The organism is Enterocloster alcoholdehydrogenati (genome assembly GCF_013282095.1).
GTDB classification, from domain to species: domain Bacteria; phylum Bacillota; class Clostridia; order Lachnospirales; family Lachnospiraceae; genus Enterocloster; species Enterocloster alcoholdehydrogenati.
Map to the genome: position 1 here is coordinate 167,739 of NZ_BLTJ01000006.1, position 20,751 is coordinate 188,489.

Annotated in this window: 34 protein-coding genes; 33 read left to right on the forward strand and 1 reads right to left on the reverse strand. The window is 47.2% G+C overall.

Annotated elements, in window-relative coordinates:
* Positions 1-51 precede the first annotated feature (51 nt).
* Together HW447_RS08740 and HW447_RS08745 are read left to right on the forward strand one after the other, a co-directional pair.
* Positions 52-666 carry an HAD family hydrolase gene (locus HW447_RS08740; RefSeq protein ID WP_176254929.1) on the forward strand — a complete coding sequence of 205 codons (615 nt, stop codon included), beginning with the start codon at positions 52-54 and terminating at the stop codon, positions 664-666.
* Between the two features lie 305 nt (positions 667-971).
* On the forward strand, positions 972-1,862 hold the full coding sequence (locus tag HW447_RS08745; RefSeq protein ID WP_176254930.1) for a S8 family peptidase: 891 nt from the start codon (positions 972-974) through the stop codon (positions 1,860-1,862).
* Between the two features lie 77 nt (positions 1,863-1,939).
* Here the strand turns inward: HW447_RS08745 and HW447_RS08750 are convergent, their stop codons facing one another.
* Positions 1,940-2,800 (reverse strand): class I SAM-dependent methyltransferase, encoded by an 861-nt coding sequence (locus tag HW447_RS08750; protein WP_176254931.1) that lies wholly within the window; start codon positions 2,798-2,800, stop codon positions 1,940-1,942.
* A gap of 425 nt (positions 2,801-3,225) precedes the next feature.
* Here HW447_RS08750 and nagE point away from each other — a divergent pair, with 425 nt between their 5' ends.
* The 31 genes from nagE to rpsK all read left to right on the forward strand — a co-directional run bounded on the left by nagE (position 3,226) and on the right by rpsK (position 20,730).
* Positions 3,226-4,698 carry an N-acetylglucosamine-specific PTS transporter subunit IIBC gene (gene nagE / locus HW447_RS08755; protein WP_176254932.1) on the forward strand — a complete coding sequence of 491 codons (1,473 nt, stop codon included), beginning with the start codon at positions 3,226-3,228 and terminating at the stop codon, positions 4,696-4,698.
* 225 nt (positions 4,699-4,923) lie between these two features.
* Positions 4,924-6,294 carry a cell wall-binding protein gene (locus tag HW447_RS08760; protein WP_176254933.1) on the forward strand — a complete coding sequence of 457 codons (1,371 nt, stop codon included), beginning with the start codon at positions 4,924-4,926 and terminating at the stop codon, positions 6,292-6,294.
* Between the two features lie 493 nt (positions 6,295-6,787).
* Positions 6,788-7,105, forward strand: coding sequence for a 30S ribosomal protein S10 (gene rpsJ, locus HW447_RS08765; RefSeq protein WP_002566515.1), 318 nt, complete (start codon positions 6,788-6,790; stop codon positions 7,103-7,105).
* A 184-nt stretch (positions 7,106-7,289) separates the two neighbouring features.
* Positions 7,290-7,925, forward strand: a complete 636-nt coding sequence (gene rplC / locus HW447_RS08770; RefSeq protein WP_176254934.1) for a 50S ribosomal protein L3 — start codon at positions 7,290-7,292, stop codon at positions 7,923-7,925.
* A gap of 28 nt (positions 7,926-7,953) precedes the next feature.
* Complete coding sequence (gene rplD, locus HW447_RS08775) at positions 7,954-8,574, forward strand: 50S ribosomal protein L4 (RefSeq protein ID WP_176254935.1); 621 nt, start codon at positions 7,954-7,956, stop codon at positions 8,572-8,574.
* The gene (gene rplW / locus HW447_RS08780) at positions 8,574-8,873 is read left to right on the forward strand and encodes a 50S ribosomal protein L23 (RefSeq protein ID WP_176254936.1); all 300 of its coding nucleotides are present in this window, start codon (positions 8,574-8,576) and stop codon (positions 8,871-8,873) included. The genes rplD and rplW overlap by 1 nt, the downstream gene beginning before the upstream one ends.
* Before the next feature lie 111 nt (positions 8,874-8,984).
* Complete coding sequence (rplB, locus tag HW447_RS08785; RefSeq protein ID WP_176254937.1) at positions 8,985-9,830, forward strand: 50S ribosomal protein L2; 846 nt, start codon at positions 8,985-8,987, stop codon at positions 9,828-9,830.
* A gap of 19 nt (positions 9,831-9,849) precedes the next feature.
* Entirely contained in the window at positions 9,850-10,134 is a 285-nt protein-coding gene (gene rpsS, locus HW447_RS08790) for a 30S ribosomal protein S19 (RefSeq protein WP_002566510.1), read from the forward strand.
* Between the two features lie 33 nt (positions 10,135-10,167).
* Positions 10,168-10,554, forward strand: coding sequence for a 50S ribosomal protein L22 (gene rplV / locus HW447_RS08795; protein ID WP_176254938.1), 387 nt, complete (start codon positions 10,168-10,170; stop codon positions 10,552-10,554).
* Between the two features lie 9 nt (positions 10,555-10,563).
* Positions 10,564-11,220 (forward strand): 30S ribosomal protein S3, encoded by a 657-nt coding sequence (gene rpsC, locus HW447_RS08800; RefSeq protein ID WP_176254939.1) that lies wholly within the window; start codon positions 10,564-10,566, stop codon positions 11,218-11,220.
* The gene (gene rplP / locus HW447_RS08805) at positions 11,220-11,657 is read left to right on the forward strand and encodes a 50S ribosomal protein L16 (protein ID WP_021869425.1); all 438 of its coding nucleotides are present in this window, start codon (positions 11,220-11,222) and stop codon (positions 11,655-11,657) included. Before rpsC ends, rplP begins: the two co-directional genes overlap by 1 nt.
* A complete protein-coding gene (gene rpmC / locus HW447_RS08810; RefSeq protein WP_002566506.1) occupies positions 11,647-11,850 on the forward strand; it encodes a 50S ribosomal protein L29 in 204 nt (67 codons plus the stop codon). The genes rplP and rpmC overlap by 11 nt, the downstream gene beginning before the upstream one ends.
* Before the next feature lie 17 nt (positions 11,851-11,867).
* Positions 11,868-12,122 carry a 30S ribosomal protein S17 gene (gene rpsQ / locus HW447_RS08815; protein WP_279285677.1) on the forward strand — a complete coding sequence of 85 codons (255 nt, stop codon included), beginning with the start codon at positions 11,868-11,870 and terminating at the stop codon, positions 12,120-12,122.
* A gap of 21 nt (positions 12,123-12,143) precedes the next feature.
* Positions 12,144-12,512 (forward strand): 50S ribosomal protein L14, encoded by a 369-nt coding sequence (gene rplN / locus HW447_RS08820; protein ID WP_066550084.1) that lies wholly within the window; start codon positions 12,144-12,146, stop codon positions 12,510-12,512.
* A 14-nt stretch (positions 12,513-12,526) separates the two neighbouring features.
* Positions 12,527-12,832, forward strand: a complete 306-nt coding sequence (gene rplX / locus HW447_RS08825) for a 50S ribosomal protein L24 (protein WP_176254941.1) — start codon at positions 12,527-12,529, stop codon at positions 12,830-12,832.
* A 23-nt stretch (positions 12,833-12,855) separates the two neighbouring features.
* A complete protein-coding gene (gene rplE / locus HW447_RS08830; protein ID WP_176254942.1) occupies positions 12,856-13,395 on the forward strand; it encodes a 50S ribosomal protein L5 in 540 nt (179 codons plus the stop codon).
* 16 nt (positions 13,396-13,411) lie between these two features.
* Complete coding sequence (locus HW447_RS08835; RefSeq protein ID WP_002566501.1) at positions 13,412-13,597, forward strand: type Z 30S ribosomal protein S14; 186 nt, start codon at positions 13,412-13,414, stop codon at positions 13,595-13,597.
* Between the two features lie 34 nt (positions 13,598-13,631).
* Positions 13,632-14,033, forward strand: coding sequence for a 30S ribosomal protein S8 (rpsH, locus tag HW447_RS08840; protein WP_176254943.1), 402 nt, complete (start codon positions 13,632-13,634; stop codon positions 14,031-14,033).
* Between the two features lie 162 nt (positions 14,034-14,195).
* Positions 14,196-14,738, forward strand: a complete 543-nt coding sequence (gene rplF, locus HW447_RS08845; RefSeq protein ID WP_176254944.1) for a 50S ribosomal protein L6 — start codon at positions 14,196-14,198, stop codon at positions 14,736-14,738.
* A gap of 17 nt (positions 14,739-14,755) precedes the next feature.
* Positions 14,756-15,124 carry a 50S ribosomal protein L18 gene (rplR, locus tag HW447_RS08850; RefSeq protein ID WP_021869277.1) on the forward strand — a complete coding sequence of 123 codons (369 nt, stop codon included), beginning with the start codon at positions 14,756-14,758 and terminating at the stop codon, positions 15,122-15,124.
* Between the two features lie 17 nt (positions 15,125-15,141).
* Positions 15,142-15,651: a 30S ribosomal protein S5 gene (gene rpsE / locus HW447_RS08855; protein ID WP_176254945.1), complete on the forward strand. Its 510-nt coding sequence runs from the start codon at positions 15,142-15,144 to the stop codon at positions 15,649-15,651.
* A 15-nt stretch (positions 15,652-15,666) separates the two neighbouring features.
* Positions 15,667-15,849 carry a 50S ribosomal protein L30 gene (gene rpmD, locus HW447_RS08860; RefSeq protein ID WP_176254946.1) on the forward strand — a complete coding sequence of 61 codons (183 nt, stop codon included), beginning with the start codon at positions 15,667-15,669 and terminating at the stop codon, positions 15,847-15,849.
* Positions 15,850-15,876: 27 nt separating this feature from the next.
* Positions 15,877-16,317, forward strand: coding sequence for a 50S ribosomal protein L15 (rplO, locus tag HW447_RS08865; RefSeq protein WP_176254947.1), 441 nt, complete (start codon positions 15,877-15,879; stop codon positions 16,315-16,317).
* The gene (gene secY, locus HW447_RS08870) at positions 16,317-17,633 is read left to right on the forward strand and encodes a preprotein translocase subunit SecY (RefSeq protein WP_176254948.1); all 1,317 of its coding nucleotides are present in this window, start codon (positions 16,317-16,319) and stop codon (positions 17,631-17,633) included. The genes rplO and secY overlap by 1 nt, the downstream gene beginning before the upstream one ends.
* A gap of 85 nt (positions 17,634-17,718) precedes the next feature.
* Positions 17,719-18,363: an adenylate kinase gene (locus HW447_RS08875; RefSeq protein WP_176254949.1), complete on the forward strand. Its 645-nt coding sequence runs from the start codon at positions 17,719-17,721 to the stop codon at positions 18,361-18,363.
* Between the two features lie 3 nt (positions 18,364-18,366).
* A complete protein-coding gene (map, locus tag HW447_RS08880) occupies positions 18,367-19,113 on the forward strand; it encodes a type I methionyl aminopeptidase (protein WP_176254950.1) in 747 nt (248 codons plus the stop codon).
* 12 nt (positions 19,114-19,125) lie between these two features.
* Positions 19,126-19,422, forward strand: a complete 297-nt coding sequence (locus tag HW447_RS08885; RefSeq protein WP_176254951.1) for a KOW domain-containing RNA-binding protein — start codon at positions 19,126-19,128, stop codon at positions 19,420-19,422.
* Positions 19,404-19,622 (forward strand): translation initiation factor IF-1, encoded by a 219-nt coding sequence (gene infA / locus HW447_RS08890; protein WP_021869270.1) that lies wholly within the window; start codon positions 19,404-19,406, stop codon positions 19,620-19,622. The genes HW447_RS08885 and infA overlap by 19 nt, the downstream gene beginning before the upstream one ends.
* A 103-nt stretch (positions 19,623-19,725) precedes the next feature.
* A complete protein-coding gene (gene rpmJ / locus HW447_RS08895) occupies positions 19,726-19,839 on the forward strand; it encodes a 50S ribosomal protein L36 (RefSeq protein ID WP_003497809.1) in 114 nt (37 codons plus the stop codon).
* A gap of 26 nt (positions 19,840-19,865) precedes the next feature.
* On the forward strand, positions 19,866-20,234 hold the full coding sequence (rpsM, locus tag HW447_RS08900) for a 30S ribosomal protein S13 (protein WP_176254952.1): 369 nt from the start codon (positions 19,866-19,868) through the stop codon (positions 20,232-20,234).
* 91 nt (positions 20,235-20,325) lie between these two features.
* Positions 20,326-20,730, forward strand: coding sequence for a 30S ribosomal protein S11 (gene rpsK, locus HW447_RS08905; protein WP_176254953.1), 405 nt, complete (start codon positions 20,326-20,328; stop codon positions 20,728-20,730).
* Positions 20,731-20,751: the final 21 nt, after the last annotated feature.

The following is a 20,751-nucleotide window of genomic DNA, read 5'->3' on the forward strand; positions in this document are numbered from 1 at the left end:
GGGTGTGGCGGCCCACGCCTGCAGAAATCTATAAGGAAAAGGAGAGCACAGATGATCAAAAACATCGTATTTGATATGGGAAAGGTACTGGTGGATTATAAGGAGGACCCTGTCTGCCGCCGCTTTTGTGCAGATGAGGCTCTGATCCGCAGGGTCTGCACGGCGGTATTTATCTCTCCGGAATGGCTGATGCTGGATATGGGCATCATTTCTGAAGAAGAGGGGCTTTGCGGGATGGAGACCCGATTAGACACAAAAGAGGAGAAAGAACTTGCAAAAAAATGCTTTCTTCACTGGCATGAGTACAATATGCAGCCGAAAAAGGGAATGGGGGAAGTAGTGCGCGCGTTAAAAGAGGAGGGCTACCGCATCTATCTTTGCTCCAATGCCTCCGTCCGGCTTTTGACCTGCTATAAAGATGTGATCCCGGCCATTGACTGCTTTGACGGTGTGCTTTTTTCCGCTGAAGTAAAATGTATGAAGCCCCAGAAAGAAATGTACAACCATTTTTTTGAACGTTTCTCCTTAAAGCCGGAAGAATGCTTCTTTATTGATGACTTAAATCGAAACATAGAAGGGGCCAGAGCCTGCGGCATGGACGGCTACTGCTTTGCGGACGGAGATATTGGACGTTTGAAAAAGCGTCTGTCCGGTTTGAACGGATGAAAAAGGACAGGGATGATTACGATTCTGTCATATCCCTTACATCTATAGTCTCACTAATTTTAAGATTTTCTTAATAATCTATTCAAAGAACATTCAAACATTTCCGAGGAAGGCATGATATACTATGTACATAAGAGATGCACGAATGTTTAACAACTATCCTTCAACCCTTTTTGAAAATCCTAAATCCTAAGAAAAAAGCTCCGTACGGTTGTACGGAGTTTTTTTCTGCGTGAAAATAGCCCTGGCCTGCGCACAGGCTTGGGGGAGTCTGAATAATTTAATAAAAAAGAGGTATTTCAGATGTGAATCGGGCCAGAAGTGAGATCCACTGTGAAGAAGCGTATTCCATGGGAATCACCGGCCGCGGAATCGGCGTTGCGGTGCTGGATACGGGAATCTACCTCCACAGGGATTTAAAAGATAGAGTAAAAGGATTTGCAGATTTTGTCCGCAGAAGGGATCGGCCCTATGATGACAACGGCCACGGAACCCATATTGCGGCTATGATTGGGGGAAACGGAGAATGTTCGGAAGGGAATTACCGGGGAGTGGCTCCGGGATGTTCCATCATTGCCGTAAAAGTCCTGGATCATCGGGGGAACGGCTATGCCTCGGATGTTTTGATGGGGCTGCGCTGGATCCGGGCGCACAGGGACTGCCTTGGGATTCGGATTGTCAATATTTCCGTAGGGTCTCTTTCCAGAAAGGATATGACTGAAAACTCCGCCCTGGTAAAGGGGGTAAATGCAGCCTGGGATGACGGGCTGGTAGTGGTGGTAGCCGCAGGCAATCACGGCCCCGGTCCCATGACGGTTACCACTCCGGGAATCAGCCGTAAGGTGATCACAGTGGGAAGCTCCGATGACCACAAGGAAGTGGACGTGATGGGAAGCACTATGGTAGACTACTCCGGCCGGGGGCCTACCTCATCTTGTGTCTGCAAACCGGATGTAGTGGCTCCGGGCTCTGCCATCATCAGCTGCAAAAATGAAGAAAACGAATATTCCGCCAAATCCGGCACCAGTATGTCCACGCCGCTGGTGGCCGGGGCGATTGCGCTGCTTCTGGAGAAATATCCCGATATGACGAATCGGGATGTAAAGCTCAGACTGAGAGAACGGGCAGTGGATCTGGGGCTGCCGAAAAATCAGCAGGGATGGGGGATGGTAGATGTGGGGGAACTGCTGCGGTAGAGAAACAGAGGCCAGAAGGCTCCGGCACAGTCCCGGAGCCTTCTGGAGGAAAAGGGTAAAAATGCGCGTCCCTGCCTTTATTTCTCCCATCTGCCGGAAGCGCCGCAGGGCAGTGTTAGTCCGCTCTGGGTTACGGGAAGGCCGACCTCATCTGCACGAACCTGCCCGCCGTGTTTTGGCACAATTTCTGTTCCCATCATATAGGAAAGTACGGCAGGGGCCAGACCGGTGGTGTAGGAATTGATGAGGAAGAAAAGGGGATCATCGGAAAGCAGCTGGGTACAGAGCTTTACCAGAGGGTGGATCGCATCCTCGATCTTCCAGATCTCGCCTTTAGGGCCGCGGCCGTAGGAAGGGGGATCCATGATGATGGCGTCATAATGATTGCCTCGGCGGATTTCACGTTCTGCGAATTTTACGCAGTCGTCTACGATCCAGCGGATCGGGGCGTCTGCCAGGCCGGAGGAGCCGGCGTTTTCCTTAGCCCAGGTCACCATTCCCTTAGAGGCGTCTACATGGGTCACGCTGGCGCCTGCCCTGGCGGCTGCCAGTGTGGCCCCGCCAGTGTAGGCGAAGAGATTGAGTACCTTCACCGGCCTTCCCGCGGTGCGGATCTTTTCCCCGAACCAGTCCCAGTTTGCGGCCTGCTCTGGAAACAGGCCGGTATGCTTAAAGCTGAAGGGTTTTAGATTAAAGGTAAGTCCCTTATAGCCAATGGACCACTGCTGGGGAAGATCAAAGAACTCCCACTCGCCGCCGCCCTTGCTGCTGCGGTGATAGTGGCCGTTCATCTTCTTCCAGCCTCTGTGGTTTTTTGGCGTATCCCAGATTACCTGGGGATCGGGGCGGACTAAAAGATAGTCTCCCCAGCGCTCCAGCTTTTCACCTTTGGAGCAGTCGATCACTTCATAATCTTTCCATCCATCTGCAAGCCACATAAATTGATTAACCTCATTTCTTTCTGAATATATAGTCCCCGTGCAGGCGCACGGTACTGTTTTTGTTTTAGATTCTTATTGAGTATAGTCTAAACAGAGGCATGGCGTCAAGCGTTCCTGAACAGCGGGGGGTTATAACTGGAAAAATCTGTACAAATTATAAAAAAAGTATAAAATCAGATTGACTTTTTTATTAAATGTTGGTATTATGTCTATATAGATGAAAATATCTAGTAAAAACAATTGTATAAAAAGAAATTTTTTTCAATAAAAAAGACCGTATTTGTCGAGGGATTATAAAGGTTCTGCCAGAAATGTCCGTTTATCAGACAATGCGGTTTTTGCTTTTACCTGTATTTTCATGATGTAAATATGAGCGGCTTTTAGAGGGAAGGGCAGCTCATAAAAGAAAGGAGATACATATTATGAAGTATTTGCAAAAACTGGGTAAAGCTCTGATGCTGCCGGTAGCCTGTCTGCCGATCTGCGGTATCCTGATGGGAATTGGTTATTATCTGTGCCCATCTACCATGCAGGGCGGTGATATTGTGGGGCTTAAGGAGCAGATCGGTTTCGTGCTTGTAAAGGCGGGCGGTGCTCTGATCGACAATATGGCGATCCTGTTTGTAATCGGCGTAGGTGTGGGAATGTCGGAGGATCACGACGGTACCGGCGGTCTTGCCGCTCTGGCCTCCTGGCTGATGATTACTTCTCTGCTGTCGCCGGCAGTGGTAACCACTCTGATGCCTTCTATCGCTGAAAATCAGCAGACGACATTGGCATTCAGCAAGATCGCAAACCCCTTTATCGGTATCCTCTCCGGTATTATTGGTTCTACCTGCTACAATAAATTTAAAAGCACACAGCTTCCTGACTGGCTTTCCTTCTTCAGCGGCAAGCGCTGTGTTACCATCATAGCGGGCGTAGTCGCCATTATTACGTCAGTTATCCTGCTTTTTGTATGGCCGGTCCTGTTCGGCGGTCTGGTTTCCCTTGGCAAGGGCATTGCGGGTATGGGTGCATTAGGCGCAGGTATTTACGCATTCCTGAACCGTCTGCTGATTCCTACAGGTCTGCACCATGCACTTAATAATGTATTCTGGTTTGATACTATTGGTCTTGGCGACCTGTCCCATTTCTGGGCAGGTGATACATCGGCAGACGTATCCTGGAGCCTTGGTATGTATATGTCCGGCTTCTTCCCATGTATGATGTTCGGTATTCCTGGCGCAGCTCTGGCTATGATCCAAACCGCCAAGTCCAACAGGAGAAAGGTTGCCATCGGTCTGGTAGCATCCGCGGCCATCAGTGCATTTGTCTGCGGTGTTACAGAACCCTTTGAGTTTGGCTTCATGTTCCTGGCTCCCGGCCTGTATGTGATCTACGCACTGCTGTACGGCATTTTCACTTTTGTTACAACGCTGGTTGGTTTCCGTGCAGGTTTCAGTTTCTCCGCCGGCGCTACGGATCTGTTTTTCTCCGCCGCCCTTCCGGCAGCTCAGAAAACATACCTGATTATTCCTCTGGGTATTGCGGCATTTATCGTATTCTACGTGGTATTCCGTTTTGCTATCACAAAGTTTGACTTAAAGACTCCCGGCCGTGAGGATGACGACGATATGGAGGCTGAAAAGTCGGTGGTTCTGGCAAATAATAACTACACACAGGTCGCTTCCATTATTCTGGAAGGCCTGGGCGGTAAGGAAAATGTAAAATCTCTGGAAAACTGCATTACCAGACTGAGACTTGAGATCAAGGATCAGAGTGCAGTGGACGAGAAAAAGATTAAATCTGCAGGGATTGCCGGCGTGATCCGCCCTGGAAAAAATTCGATCCAGGTGATCGTAGGCACAAAGGTACAGTTTGTTGCGGATGAGATGAAGAAGATGCTGAAATAGTTCAGCCATCGGGCTGTCTTTTCTGTAATGTAAGGTAGGATCGGTTCTTTCTTTAAAGAGAGCCGGTCCTATTTTGCTGCAGAAACTTCCTGGAAGCTGTAATAGAATTGAAAGATAAAATCGGTTGAAAGATAGTGAAAGCCTTGATACAATAGAAAAAAGACGAGAGCCCTGCAGGCGGTATTTCCTGATGGGAAAAGCGGCGGCAGGGAGAAAGAGGCGTATATGAAGAGGAAGATAACAGCGGTGTGGGCGGCGGCGCTGCTGCTGTCAGCCGGGGCGGCCAATGTGACGGCTCTGGCTGAAGGCTGGGCGCAGTCCAACGGCAGCTGGGTCTACTATGACAGCAATGGAAATAAGATACATAACGAGTGGAGAAAGGGTGCGGATGGTAAATGGCGCTATCTGGACGGAGACGGCAGCATGGCGGTCAATGTCTGGATAGACGGCGATTACTATGTGGACAGCGATGGCATCATGGTTACTGAAAAGTGGCTCCATGTACCGGAAGATGAAGGAGAGGATGAGTGGTATTATTTTACCGAGTCCGGCAGGAAGGTAGAGGATACCTGGAAGAAGATTTCGGACAAGTGGTATCATTTTGACAGCAATGGAGCCATGGAACGGGGCTGGATTCTGGATGATATGTATTATACTGGTGACGATGGCGTGATGCGTACCGGCTGGCAGAAGCTGATTCCGCCGGAGCAGTATGACGAGGAGATCAACAAGGTGGTGCCGGGGTATGACACGGGCTCCATTGATTACGGGGAGGACGGGTATTACTGGTTCTATTTTGGAACTAACGGTAAGAAATATGTTCCCGGCGATGACAACTCCGGCGACGATTACGGCACCCGCAAGATTGACGGGGACTATTACTGCTTTGATGATGACGGAATCTTGCAGATGGGCTGGAAAAATGTACGCAATAATAACGGCGGCTCCATTCAGGATTATATGTACTTTGGTTCAGACGGCAAGGCGCGGATTGGCTGGTATTCCATTGAACCGCCGGAGGATCTGGAGGGCTATGACGGAGATGTGGAGTGGTTTTATTTCTCCAATAACGGAACGCCCAAGGCTGCCGACTCGGATCGTCTGGATACCCAGGATCTGACCCGGATCAACGGAAAGACATACCTCTTTAATGAAAAGGGAAATCCGCTGTATGGGCTGAGAAAGGTGTATACAGGATCGGGGGATGACAACTGGACAGCGTATTATTTCGGCAATAAGAACCAGAGCTGCGTACAGAAGGGAAAGATGACGGTAGAAGAGGACGGTGGCTCTAAGACAGAATATTATTTCAGCGACAACGGCCGCGGCTATACCGGCGTCCGCGACGGCCGCCTCTATTATAAAGGAAAGCTTCAGAAGGCAACGGATGGACAGAAGTACGTCTGCTACCGGGTAGACGGTGGAAATTATGTGGTAAACAGTTCAGGAAAGGTTATGAAGGATACCACGGTGAAGAACAGCGACGGGGTAAAATTTAAAACCACAGCCTCCGGCACCCTGAGTACGGCAGATGATGATTCTGATATTGACTCTTATGTGACAGCTCCAGAGGAGCCGTTGTGCCTGGAAAGCTGAGGCGCCGGACGGAGGAAGGGTCCCGTTTTGATTTGAAGCTGATAAAGCGCATTATATTATTATAGAAGAAACTCCCTTTCTGGAGAATCGTGTGGCTGAAACAGGTCTCCGGTTTCAAAAGAGGGGAGTTTTTTCTGACATGGAAACGGTGTGTGCTGTAAATTGCAGGACGTAGGGTTCCATATGTACCGATGGAAGAGAGGGATGAGAAAAAATTAAAAAAATACTTGCATTTCCTGCAAACATATGATATTCTTGAAAAGCTGTGACATGATAGCAAAGAAGCGCGAGGTTGCTGCCCACCATAAGGCAGGTTTTCCGTGGAGCGAATGTCAAGTTAGGAAACTGGCGACAAGTCACTGTACCAATTAAAGAAACTGCTGCAAATTTAGCAGAATCAGTGTGGGGTTCCGTGAGGACACACACGGGAACGTGTACAGTCACCGCTTGTCGTACTTGGTTTATAAAGTGCGAAAAGGAGGCGACTTTTTTTATGGCAAGTCAAGTAATGAGAATCACATTAAAAGCTTATGATCATCAGTTAGTAGATCAGTCCGCTGGAAAGATCATCGAGACAGTAAAAAAGACAGGATCTCAGGTGAGCGGACCGGTGCCGTTACCAACAAAGAAAGAGGTTGTAACCATTCTGCGTGCGGTTCATAAGTACAAGGATTCCAGAGAGCAGTTCGAGCAGAGAACTCACAAGAGACTCATCGACATCACTGCTCCAAGCCAGAAGACAGTAGATGCACTGTCCAGACTGGAGATGCCTGCAGGCGTTTACATCGACATCAAGATGAAAACAAAGTAAGGATGCCGAAGGGCTGTTTAAATGATTAAGTTTATATCCTGAAGGGTTTAGATATAAAAGCAACACTACATTCCTGTAGGAATCAACATACCGGAAACGGTTCATAGTGTTCCACCTATATTAGACTGTTCTAGGATGAATGCGAAAGCATTCCGCTGTAGATCAAGAAACAGGAGGTAAGACAATGAAGAAAGCGATTTTAGCAACAAAAGTCGGAATGACCCAGATCTTCAATGAGAATGGTGCGTTAGTTCCGGTAACTGTACTTCAGGCTGGCCCCTGTGTAGTAACACAGGTTAAGACAGAAGAGAACGACGGTTACAAAGCAGTACAGGTTGGTTTCGTTGACAAGAGAGAGAAGTTAGTCAGCAAGCCGGTAAAGGGCCACTTTGACAAGGCCGGCGTATCTTACAAGAGATATGTGAGAGAGTTCAGATTAGAGAATGCGCAGGAGTATTCTGTAAAGGATGAGATCAAGGCAGACATCTTCGCAGCAGGCGATAAGATTGATGCAACCGCTATTTCCAAGGGTAAAGGCTTCCAGGGCGCAATCAAGAGACATGGACAGCACAGAGGACCTATGGCTCATGGTTCCAAGTTCCATCGCCATCAGGGTTCCAATGGTTCCGCTACCACCCCAGGCCGTGTATTCAAGGGCAAGGGAATGCCTGGACAGATGGGTCGCAAGCAGATCACTGTTCAGAATCTTGAGGTAGTTAAGATTGATGCCGAGAACAACCTGATTCTGGTTAAGGGTGCGGTTCCAGGACCAAAGAAGTGCCTGGTTACTGTAAAGGAAACCGTTAAGGTTGAGAGGTAAGCTTTTATAGGAAAGGAGGAATTCACAGATGGCAAACGTATCTGTTTACAATATGGAAGGTAAGGAAGTTGGCACATTAGAACTGAATGATGCAGTGTTCGGCGTAGAAGTAAACGAGCACCTGGTACATCTTGCAGTTGTTGCACAGCTTGCTAATAAGCGTCAGGGAACACAGAAGGCAAAGACACGTTCTGAGGTTTCCGGCGGCGGAAGAAAGCCCTGGAGACAGAAGGGAACCGGTCATGCAAGACAGGGATCCACAAGATCTCCTCAGTGGACAGGCGGCGGCGTAGTATTCGCACCGACTCCAAGGGATTACACTATCACCCTGAACAAGAAGGAGAAGAGAGCAGCTCTTAAGTCCGCTCTGACAAGCCGTGTTCAGGCGAACAAGTTTATCGTGGTTGATGAGCTGAAGTTTGACGAGATCAAGACAAAGAACTTCAAGAATGTTATGAACAACTTAAACGTTTCCAAGGCTCTGGTAGTTCTGGCTGACAATGATCAGAACACTGTATTATCCGCAAGAAACGTTGCTGATGTAAAGACTGCTCAGGTTGGAACCATCAATGTATATGACATTCTGAAGTACAACACTGTAGTTGCTACCAAGGCAGCTGTTGCATCCATCGAGGAGGTGTACGCGTAATGGCAGATATCAGATATTATGACGTCATTTTAAAGCCGGTTATCACCGAGAAGAGCATGAACGCCATGGGTGACAAGAAGTACACATTCATGGTACACGTAGACGCTAACAAGTCTATGATCAAAGAGGCTGTTGAGAAGATGTTTCCGGGCACCAAGGTTGCTTCCGTAAACACCATGAACTACGACGGCAAGACAAAGAGAAGAGGAATGACCTTCGGCAAGACCGCTGCTTCCAAGAAGGCTATTGTTAAGCTGACAGAGGACAGCAAGGATATCGAGGTATTCCAGGGACTGTAAGCCGCAGACGCGTGCAGAGTCCGATTAAATATCACCCGCCGGGCCTGTCCCGGCCGGAGAACTTATACGGCAGCAAGGCCGTGAAAAGAATTTGAAAAGGAGTACAATGTCATGGGAATTAAGAAGTATAATGCCTATACACCTTCCAGAAGACATATGACCGGTTCTGATTTCAAGGAAATCACCAAGAAAACTCCAGAGAAGTCTCTGGTGGTATCTCTTGAGAAGAACGCTGGTCGTAACAATCAGGGTAAGATCACTGTTCGTCACAGAGGCGGCGGCAGCAGAAGAAAATACAGAATCATCGACTTTAAGAGAAACAGCAAGGATGGAATTGCTGCAACTGTTATCGGTATCGAGTACGATCCTAACAGAAGCGCCAACATCGCACTGATCTGCTACGCAGACGGTACAAAGTCCTACATCCTCGCTCCTCAGGGCTTAACTGACGGAATGAAGGTTATGAGCGGCGACACAGCAGAAGCCAAGGTTGGTAACTGTATGCCACTGTATCACATTCCTGTAGGTACACAGGTACACAATATTGAGTTATATCCCGGCAAGGGCGGTCAGCTGGTTCGTTCCGCAGGAAACTCTGCACAGCTGATGGCTAAGGAAGGCAAGTATGCCACCTTACGTTTACCCTCCGGTGAAATGAGAATGGTTCCGATCATCTGCCGCGCAACCATTGGTGTTGTTGGCAATGGCGAACACTCCCTGATCAACATTGGTAAAGCTGGTAGAAAACGTCACATGGGTATCAGACCTACCGTTCGCGGTTCCGTAATGAACCCTAATGATCATCCACACGGTGGTGGTGAGGGCAAGACCGGCATCGGCCGTCCAGGTCCATGCACACCATGGGGCAAGCCTGCTCTGGGTCTTAAGACCAGAAAGAAAAACAAGCAGTCTAACAAGTTGATCGTAAGAAGACGTGATGGCAAAACCATCAAATAATTAAGGAGGTTAAGAACACATGGCTCGTTCACTGAAAAAAGGACCATTTGCAGACGCGCATCTGTTAAAGAAAGTAGACGCTATGAATGCAGCAGGACAGAAGCAGGTAATCAAGACCTGGTCCCGCCGTTCAACAATCTTCCCGCAGATGGTTGGTCATACAATCGCCGTTCATGACGGAAGAAAGCACGTTCCGGTATACGTTACTGAGGATATGGTAGGACATAAACTGGGTGAGTTCGTAGCAACCAGAACCTACAGAGGCCACGGTAAAGACGAGAAGAAGTCCGGCGTTAGAAAGTAATCCACGGGTAAGATTGAAAGGAGGTTTTTACCAATGGCAAAAGGACATAGATCCCAAATCAAGAGAGAAAGAAATGCCCAGAAGGACACAAGACCAAGCGCAACACTGTCTTACGCTAGAGTGTCTGTCCAGAAGGCTTGCTTTGTATTAGATGCCATCAGAGGCAAAGATTTACAGACCGCACTTGGTATTGTAACATACAATCCCAGATATGCTTCCAGCTTAGTTAAGAAGTTACTGGAATCAGCAGCAGCAAACGCTGAGAACAATAACAACATGGATCCCGCAAAACTGTACGTAGAAGAGTGCTACGCAAACCAGGGACCAACTATGAAGAGAGTCAGACCGAGAGCTCAGGGCCGCGCTTACAGAATCGAGAAGAGAATGAGCCACATCACTGTAGTTCTCAATGAAAGATAGGAGGCAAATATGGGACAGAAAGTTAATCCACACGGCTTAAGAGTCGGTGTTATTAAAGACTGGGATTCCAGATGGTATGCAGAAGCTGATTTTGCAGACTGCCTGGTTGAAGACTATAATATCAGAAAGTTCTTAAAGAACAGATTAAAGAATTCCGGTGTTTCCAAGATCGAGATCGAGCGTGCATCTGACCGTGTAAAGGTTATCATCTACACTGCTAAGCCAGGCGTAGTAATCGGCAAGGGCGGCGCTGAGATCGAGAAGCTGAAGGCCGAAGTTCAGAAGATGACATCCAAGAAGCTGTTCGTAGACATCAAAGAGATCAAGAGACCGGACAGAGATGCTCAGCTGGTTGCAGAGTCTATCGCACAGCAGCTGGAGAACCGTGTTTCCTTCCGCCGCGCTATGAAGTCTACCATGGGCAGAACCATGAAGGCTGGCGTTAAGGGTATCAAGACTGCTGTTGCAGGCCGTCTGGGCGGCGCTGACATGGCACGTACCGAGTTCTACAGCGAGGGTACTATCCCGCTTCAGACATTAAGAGCAGATATTGACTATGGTTTCGCAGAGGCAGATACAACCTACGGCAAGATTGGCGTTAAGGTATGGATCTACAAAGGCGAGGTACTTCCTACTAAAGGAAACAAGGAAGGGAGCGATAAATAATGTTAATGCCTAAGAGAGTAAAGCGTCGTAAACAGTTCCGTGGATCTATGGCCGGTAAGGCATTAAGAGGTAATACGATCTCTAACGGTGAGTACGGTTTAGTCGCTACTGAACCATGTTGGATCAAGTCAAACCAGATCGAGGCAGCCCGAGTTGCCATGACACGTTACATCAAGCGTGGCGGTAAGGTTTGGATTAAGATTTTCCCCGATAAACCTGTAACAGCAAAGCCAGCAGAAACCCGTATGGGTTCCGGTAAGGGCGCTCTGGAGTACTGGGTAGCAGTTGTAAAGCCAGGCCGCGTATTATTTGAGATCGCTGGTGTACCAGAGGAAACAGCGAAAGAAGCACTTCGTCTTGCTATGCACAAGCTGCCATGCAAGTGTAAGATTGTTTCTAAAGCAGATTTAGAAGGCGGTGATAACAGTGAAAACTAATAAATTTGTAGAAGAGTTAAAGAATAAGTCAGCAAATGAGCTGAATGAAGAGTTAGTAGCTGCGAAGAAGGAACTGTTCAATTTAAGATTCCAGAATGCGACCAATCAGTTAGACAACACATCCCGGATCAAGGAAGTGCGCAAGAACATTGCACGGATCCAGACTGTTATCACTGAGAAGGCTAATGCTTAATGAAAGGAGAACTTACCGTGGAAAGAAATTTAAGAAAGACCCGTACCGGTAAAGTGGTAAGCAACAAGATGGATAAGACCATCGTTGTAGCAATCGAGGACCACGTAAAACACCCAATGATCGGTAAGATCGTTAAGAAAACCGTTAAGCTGAAGGCTCATGATGAGAACAATGAGTGCGGCATCGGTGATACTGTAAAAGTAATGGAAACAAGACCACTGTCCAAGGATAAGAGATGGAGACTTGTTGAGATTATCGAGAAAGCAAGATAATTCAGGAAGGAGTTAACAGGTATGGTTCAGCAGGAAACAAGACTTAAGGTTGCCGACAATACCGGTGCAAAGGAACTTCTCTGCATCCGCGTTATGGGTGGTTCAACCAGAAGATATGCAAATATCGGCGATATCATCGTTGCTTCCGTTAAAGATGCAACACCAGGCGGTGTTGTAAAGAAGGGCGATGTTGTAAAGGCTGTAGTGGTTCGTTCTGTTAAGGGCGCTCGCCGCAAAGACGGTTCCTACATCAAGTTTGATGAGAACGCTGCAGTAATTATTAAGGATGACAAGACTCCAAGAGGAACTCGTATCTTTGGGCCTGTAGCCAGAGAATTAAGAGACAAGCAGTTCATGAAGATTGTCTCCCTGGCTCCAGAAGTATTATAAGGAGGGTGTCCACTGTGCAGAAAATCAAGAAAGACGATTTAGTAGTTGTAATCGCAGGTAAAGATAAAGACAAACAGGGAAAGGTACTCTCTGTTGATACAAAGAAGAACAAGGTTCTGGTTCAGGGCTGCAATATGATCACAAAGCATACAAAGCAGTCTCCGGCCAACCCACAGGGCGGCATTGTAAATCAGGAAGCTCCCATTGATATCTCCAATGTAATGCTGGTAGTTGACGGCAAGGCAACCAGAGTTGGTTTCGAGGTTAGAGACGGAAAGAAAGTCCGCGTAGCCAAGAAGTCCGGCAAGGTTGTTGACTAATTCAGGAGAGGAGGAAAAAAACGTTGGCTAGATTAAAAGAACAGTATCAGAACGAATTTGTAGACGCTCTGATGAAGAAATTTGGATATAAGAACGTTATGCAGGTGCCGAAGCTTGATAAGATCGTTATCAATATGGGCGTAGGCGAAGCTAAGGAAAATGCCAAGGTTCTGGATTCCGCAGTTCGGGATCTGGAAATCATCTCCGGCCAGAAGGCTGTAACAACAAAGGCTAAGAAGTCTGTTGCAAACTTCAAGATCCGTGAAGGCATGGCAATCGGCTGCAAGGTAACTCTTCGCGGCGAGAGAATGTATGAGTTCCTGGATCGTCTGATCAACCTGGCACTGCCGCGTGTACGTGACTTCAGAGGTGTTAACCCTAACGCATTTGATGGCAGAGGAAACTATGCTCTTGGTATCAAGGAGCAGCTGATCTTCCCTGAGATTGAATACGATAAAGTTGACAAGGTAAGAGGTATGGACATCATCTTCGTTACCACTGCCAATACAGACGAAGAAGCTCGTGAACTTTTGACATTATTCAATATGCCTTTTGCGAAATAGTTAGGAGGAAACTTTCATGGCTAAGACTTCAATGAAGATCAAACAGCAGCGTCCTGCTAAATTCTCTACCAGAGAGTACAATCGCTGCAGAATCTGCGGCCGTCCACACGCTTACCTGAGAAAGTACGGCATCTGCAGAATTTGCTTCCGCGAACTGGCTTATAAGGGTCAGATTCCTGGTGTTAAGAAGGCAAGCTGGTAAGCTTTAGAGAATTTAGAAAAGGAGGCACACAACAATGACAATGAGCGATCCGATTGCAGATATGCTTACAAGAATCCGTAACGCTAACACTGCAAAGCACGATACAGTAGATGTACCTTCATCCAAGATGAAATTAGCTATTGCTGATATTCTGGTAAATGAAGGATATATTGCAAAGTACGACCTGGTAGAGGATGGTGGTTTCCAGATCATCCGCCTTACCTTAAAGTACGGCAAAGACAAGAATGAGAAGATCATTTCCGGTATCAAGAGAATCTCCAAGCCTGGTCTGCGCGTATACGCAAACAAAGAGGAGCTTCCGAAGGTACTTGGCGGACTTGGAACCGCTATCATCTCCACCAACCAGGGCGTGATCACTGACAAGGAAGCACGCAGACTTGGCGTAGGCGGCGAGGTTCTGGCTTTCGTTTGGTAGTAAGGAAACTTCGACAGCACTAAGCTCATTAAAAACCTCGCTAAGTGCTGCGAAGTGCTTTCGCACGTAAGCGCTCACATGACAGGCGCTGAGTGCTCAATGCAACTGAAAACAGAGAGACCGCACAGGTCTCTCCGAGAATTTAAGTAGGAGGTAATAGGCATGTCACGTATCGGTAGAATGCCAGTTGTGATCCCGGCAGGAGTAACTGTTACGATCGCAGAAGGAAACAAAGTGACCGTAAAGGGTCCAAAGGGAACACTTGAGAGAGATCTTGCTCCAGAGATGACCATCGAGGAGAAGGAAGGTCACATTATCGTAAGCAGACCAAACGATTTAAAGAGAATGAAATCCTTACATGGTCTGACCAGAACCCTGATCAACAACATGATCCACGGTGTAACTGAGGGTTATGAGAAAGTTCTGGAAGTAAACGGTGTTGGTTACAGAGCTGCAAAGCAGGGCAAAAAGCTTACTCTGAACCTGGGATACTCTCATCCGGTAGAGATGGAAGATCCTGAGGGCATCGAGACTGTTCTTGATGGACAGAACAAGATCATCGTTAAAGGTATCAGTAAAGAAAAAGTTGGCCAGTACGCTGCTGAGATCAGAGACAAGAGAAGACCTGAGCCTTACAAGGGCAAGGGTATCAAGTACGCTGATGAGGTTATCAGACGTAAAGTTGGTAAGACTGGTAAGAAATAATTAAGGAGAGTGTAAAAATGGTTAACAAACAGTCAAGAAGCGAAATTCGCGTAAAGAAGCACAACAGAATGCGTAACCGTTTTGCTGGCACAGCAGAGAGACCGCGTCTGGCAGTGTTTAGAAGTAATAATCATATGTATGCTCAAATTATCGACGATACGGTTGGTAACACTCTGGTTGCTGCTTCCACAGTTGAGAAAGAGATCAAGGCTGAACTGGAAAAGACAAACGACAAGGCAGCTGCAGCATACGTTGGTACAGTAATTGCAAAGAGAGCCCTTGAAAAAGGTATCAAGGAAGTTGTTTTCGACAGAGGCGGCTTTATATATCAGGGCAAAATTCAGGCATTAGCAGATGCAGCTCGTGAAGCTGGTCTGGATTTCTAATAGAGAGGAGAACAAGCATGAAGCGTACAATTATTGATGCCAGTCAGTTGGAACTGAATGATAGAGTAGTGGCAATCAAGAGAGTATCCAAGACTGTTAAAGGTGGACGTACCATGAGATTTTCCGCTCTGGTAGTAGTTGGTGACGGAAACGGCCATGTAGGCGTTGGTCTTGGCAAGGCAGGAGAGGTTCCGGAAGCAATCCGCAAGGGTAAAGAGGCTGCCGTTAAGAACCTGGTTGAGATCCCGATCGATGAGAACAAGAGCATCCCTCATGACTTTATCGGCAAGTTCGGAAGCGCAAGCGTTCTGTTAAAGAGAGCTCCCGAAGGTACCGGTATCATCGCCGGCGGTCCAGCTCGTGCCGTAGTTGAGTTAGCAGGTATCAAGAATATCCGTACCAAGTCTTTAGGTTCCAACAACAAGACAAACGTAGTTCTTGCAACGGTCACAGGTTTAACCTCTTTAAAGACTCCTGAGGAGTTCGCAAGACTTCGCGGCAAATCTGTTGAAGAGATCGTAGGCTAATAGGAGGAAACAGACATGGCAGAGAAATTAAAAATCACATTAGTCAAGTCCCCTATCGGTGCTATTCCAAAGCAGAGAGCAACTGTTGAGGCACTTGGACTGAACAAAATGCACAAGACAGTTGAAATGCCTGATAATGGCGCTGTCAGAGGCATGATTCAGAATGTTAGACATTTAGTTAAAGTAGAAGAGATCTAATTTTAGATAAAGTAAGGAGGTGCAGTCATGGAGTTATCAAATTTACAGCCTGCTGCAGGTTCAAAGCATAGCGACAATTTCAGAAGAGGCCGCGGCCACGGTTCAGGCAATGGTAAGACCGCTGGTAAGGGCCACAAGGGTCAGAAAGCTCGTTCCGGAGCTCCAAGACCAGGCTTTGAAGGCGGACAGATGCCATTATACAGACGTCTGCCAAAGCGCGGATTCACAAATATGAATTCCAAGCATATTGTTGGCATTAACGTAAGCGCTCTTGAGAGATTCGATAACGACGCCGTAGTTACAGTAGAGACTCTGCTGGAGGCTGGCGTGGTTAAGAACCCAAGAGATGGTGTTAAGATCCTTGGAAATGGAGAATTAACCAAAAAGCTGACCGTTAAGGTGAATGCATTCAGTGAAGGTGCAAAATCTAAAATCGAGGCTTTAGGTGGAACCTGCGAGGTGATCTAATGTTTAAAACGATTAGAAACGCTTTCAAGGTAAAAGAGCTTCGAGGGAAGATACTTTATACCTTTATGATGCTGGTAGTCATTCGTTTTGGCTCCCAGCTTCCCATTCCGGGAATTGAGAGTACGTTCTTTAAGGATTGGTTTGCGAAACAGACGACAGATGTATTCGGCTTTTTTAATGCAATGACAGGTGATTCATTTTCAAATATGTCCATCTTTGCTCTGAGCATTACGCCGTACATTACTTCTTCCATTATTATCCAGCTGCTTACCATTGCGATTCCAAAGCTGGAAGAGCTGCAGAAGGATGGAGAAGAGGGAAGAAAGAAAATTCAGGAATACACCCGATATACAACCGTTGTACTGGCTCTCCTTGAATCAAGCGCCATGGCCATTGGCTTTGGACGTCAGGGACTTCTTCAGGACTATAATGCATGGAACGTGATCATTGCCATCGCTACCATGACAACGGGCAGCTCCCTTCTTATGTGGATCGGTGAGCAGATCACGGATAAGGGTGTAGGAAACGGTATTTCCATCGTACTTCTGTTTAATATCCTGTCCAGTATTCCCGATGACATCAAAAGCCTTTACTATCGTTTTATATTCGGTCAGTCCATTCCCGTAATGGCGGGCGCAGCAATTTTGATCGCACTGGTTATCGTGCTGATGGTTGTCTTTGCGGTTGTTTTAAACAACGCAGAGAGAAGGATTCCGGTACAGTATTCAAAGAAGATGGTGGGCCGCAAGATGGTCGGCGGTCAGGCTTCCAATATTCCGTTGAAGGTCAATACCGCAGGCGTTATGCCGGTTATCTTCGCTTCTTCGATCATGTCCTTCCCGGTCGTGATCGCTCAGTTCTTCCCCGTGGATTATACATCCATCGGCGGTAAGATTCTGACGATGCTCAATTCCGCTTCCTGGTGCAAGCCGTCGCAGCCGATTTATTCTATCGGCCTTGTGATCTATATCGTACTGTTATTCGTATTCGCTTACTTCTATACGACCATTACCTTTAATCCACTGGAAGTGGCAAACAATATGAAGAAGCAGGGCGGTTTCATCCCTGGTATCCGTCCGGGCAAGCCAACCAGCGATTATCTGAATCATATTTTGAGTTATATTGTTTTTATCGGTGCAGTCGGCCTTACAGTGGTAGCGCTTGTTCCGATCATGGCATCCGGTTTGCTTAATGTGAGCCGCATTTCATTCTCAGGAACATCCCTGATCATTATCGTAGGCGTTGTGCTTGAAACGATCAAAGCAGTAGAATCTCAGATGCTTGTGCGTTATTATAAGGGATTTTTGAACGATTAACATAACAGTTGGATCAGTCAATCTGCCTTTGTGGTATTCCACAAGGGCGGATTGATTGCGTTATAGGAAAGAGGAGAGAAATCTCATGAAGATCATCATGTTAGGTGCTCCGGGAGCCGGAAAAGGCACCCAGGCAAAGAAGATCGCAGCTAAATACGGCATACCACATATTTCTACCGGAGACATTTTCCGGGCAAATATCAAGAACGGCACAGAGCTGGGCCTGAAGGCAAAATCTTATATGGACGCAGGCGGCCTGGTTCCCGATGAGATCACCATTGGTATGCTCTTAGACCGGATCCATCAGGCAGACTGTGAAAACGGTTATGTGCTGGACGGTTTTCCAAGAACCATCCCTCAGGCAGAGAGCCTGACAGAGGCGTTAAAAAAGAACGGCGAGTCCATTGACTTCGCGGTCAATGTGGATGTTCCGGATGAGAATATCATCAGCCGTATGTCCGGCCGCCGCGCCTGCTTAAACTGCGGCGCTACCTACCATATCGTATATAATGCTCCAAAGAAAGAGGGCGTATGCGATGCCTGCGGACAGGAGCTGGTATTAAGAGAGGATGACAAGCCCAAGACCGTTAAGAAGCGTCTTGACGTATACCATGACCAGACACAGCCTCTGATCGATTATTATAAGAAGGAAGGCGTTCTGGCTGAGGTTGACGGAACAAAGGACATGGAAGAGGTCTTTCAGAATATTGCAGCAATTTTAGGAGCATAAACCATGGTAACGATTAAATCTGAACGGGAAATTGAATTGATGCGGGAAGCTGGCAGGATTCTTGCAAAGGTCCATGAGGAACTGGGCAGGATCGTAAAGCCGGGAATTTCCACAAAGGAGATCGACCGCATTTGTGAAGAAATGATCCGCAGCCATGGATGCATCCCCTCCTTCCTGAATTACGAAGGATATCCGGCTTCCGTGTGTATTTCCATCAATGATGAGGTAGTGCACGGAATCCCAAGCAAACACCGGTATCTGGAGGAAGGCGATATCGTCAGCCTGGATACAGGTGTAATATGGAAGGGATATCAGTCGGATGCGGCAAGAACCCATATGATCGGCGAGGTCAGTGCCGAGGCGAGAAAGCTGGTGGAGGTAACGCAGCAGAGCTTCTTTGAAGGAATAAAGTTTGCGAAAGCCGGCAATCATCTCAATGATATTTCAAAGGCCATCCAGGAATATACGGAAAGTTTTGGTTTCGGTGTGGTAAGAGATCTGGTGGGACACGGCATCGGCACAGAGATGCATGAGGAGCCGGAAATCCCTAATTTCTCACAGCGTCGAAAAGGCATCCGTCTGGCGCCTGGTATGACCCTTGCCATCGAGCCTATGATCACCGCGGGCCGTTATGATGTGGTATGGATGGATGACGGCTGGACCGTTGCAACAGAGGACGGTTCACTGGCAGCTCATTATGAGAATACCATTCTGATTACCGACGGCGAGCCTGAGATCCTGTCTCTGTAACAGAGGTGGATCATGGCGGAAATGAAAACGGCCTGCCTGGTAAAGAGCCTGGCAGGCCATGACAAAGATGAATATTATATCATAATCCGCGTTCAGGGCGAATATGCTTACCTGTCAGACGGCAGAAAGCATCCGCTGAACCGGCCAAAGCGCAAGAACATAAAACATCTGCAGCCCGTAAATGAGTATGACGGGATACTGAGAGAGAAGCTGACCGGGGGCAGGCCCGCAGAGGATGAAGAGATCGCCCGTTGGATCCGCAGCCGTATAAGCAGTAGGAGGGAAAGAAAATGTCAAAAGCAGACGTAATCGAAATTGAAGGAACCGTAGTTGAGAAGCTGCCGAACGCCATGTTTCAGGTAGAACTGGAGAACGGCCATCAGGTACTGGCTCACATCAGCGGAAAGCTCCGCATGAATTATATCCGTATCCTGCCGGGAGATAAGGTTACACTGGAGATGTCTCCATACGACCTGTCCAAGGGAAGAATTATCTGGAGAGATAAATAAGCAGGGAGCAAATAAAAAACAGACACAAAAAATGCTTGCATTTCCAATAAAATTTTGGTATAATGCTTTAGCAACTTTGTGGTCTATAGAAAGGAGAATTACTGTGAAGGTTAGATCATCCGTAAAGCCGATCTGCGAAAAGTGCAAGATCATTAAGAGAAAAGGCAGTATCAGAGTAATTTGCGAAAATCCAAAGCATAAACAGAGACAAGGTTAATCAATTTTAGGAGGTGTATTACACACATGGCTCGTATTTCAGGTGTTGACTTACCAAGAGAAAAACGTGTTGAGATCGGTCTTACTTACATCTACGGAATCGGTAGAGCAAGCTCCAACCGTATCTTAGCAGAAGCTGGCGTTAATCCGGACACTCGCGTTAAGGATTTAACCGATGATGAGGTAAAGAAGCTGGCTAACATCATTTCCGAGACTCAGACTGTAGAAGGTGATCTGCGCAGAGAGATCGCTATGAATATCAAGAGACTTCAGGAAATCGGTTGCTACAGAGGAATCCGTCACAGAAAGAGCCTGCCGGTTCGCGGACAGAAAACAAAGACCAACGCAAGAACCTGCAAGGGTCCGAGAAAGACAGTAGCAAACAAGAAGAAGTAATTTTTGTAACACCGTAACCGAATTCGGATTTATATGTTTTAAAAACAGGAAGAACGAATTCATAATCAATGAGAAAGTAGGTTAGTTTAAAATGGCTAAAAAAGTGTCCACTACAGCAAAAAAAGTGACAAAAAAGCGTGTAAAGAAAAACGTTGAACGCGGACAGGCACATATCCAGTCATCTTTTAATAACACGATCGTTACATTAACTGATGCGCAGGGTAACGCTTTATCATGGGCAAGTGCCGGTGGTCTGGGATTTAGAGGTTCAAGGAAATCTACTCCTTATGCAGCTCAGATGGCAGCAGAAACTGCTACAAAGGCAGCCCTTATACATGGCTTAAAGTCAGTAGACGTTATGGTTAAAGGTCCTGGTTCAGGACGTGAAGCAGCGATCCGTGCCCTTCAGGCATGTGGTCTGGAAGTAACCAGCATCAAGGACGTAACTCCAGTTCCTCACAATGGATGCCGTCCGCCAAAGCGCAGAAGAGTCTGATGATTTTAATCTAGGAGGTAA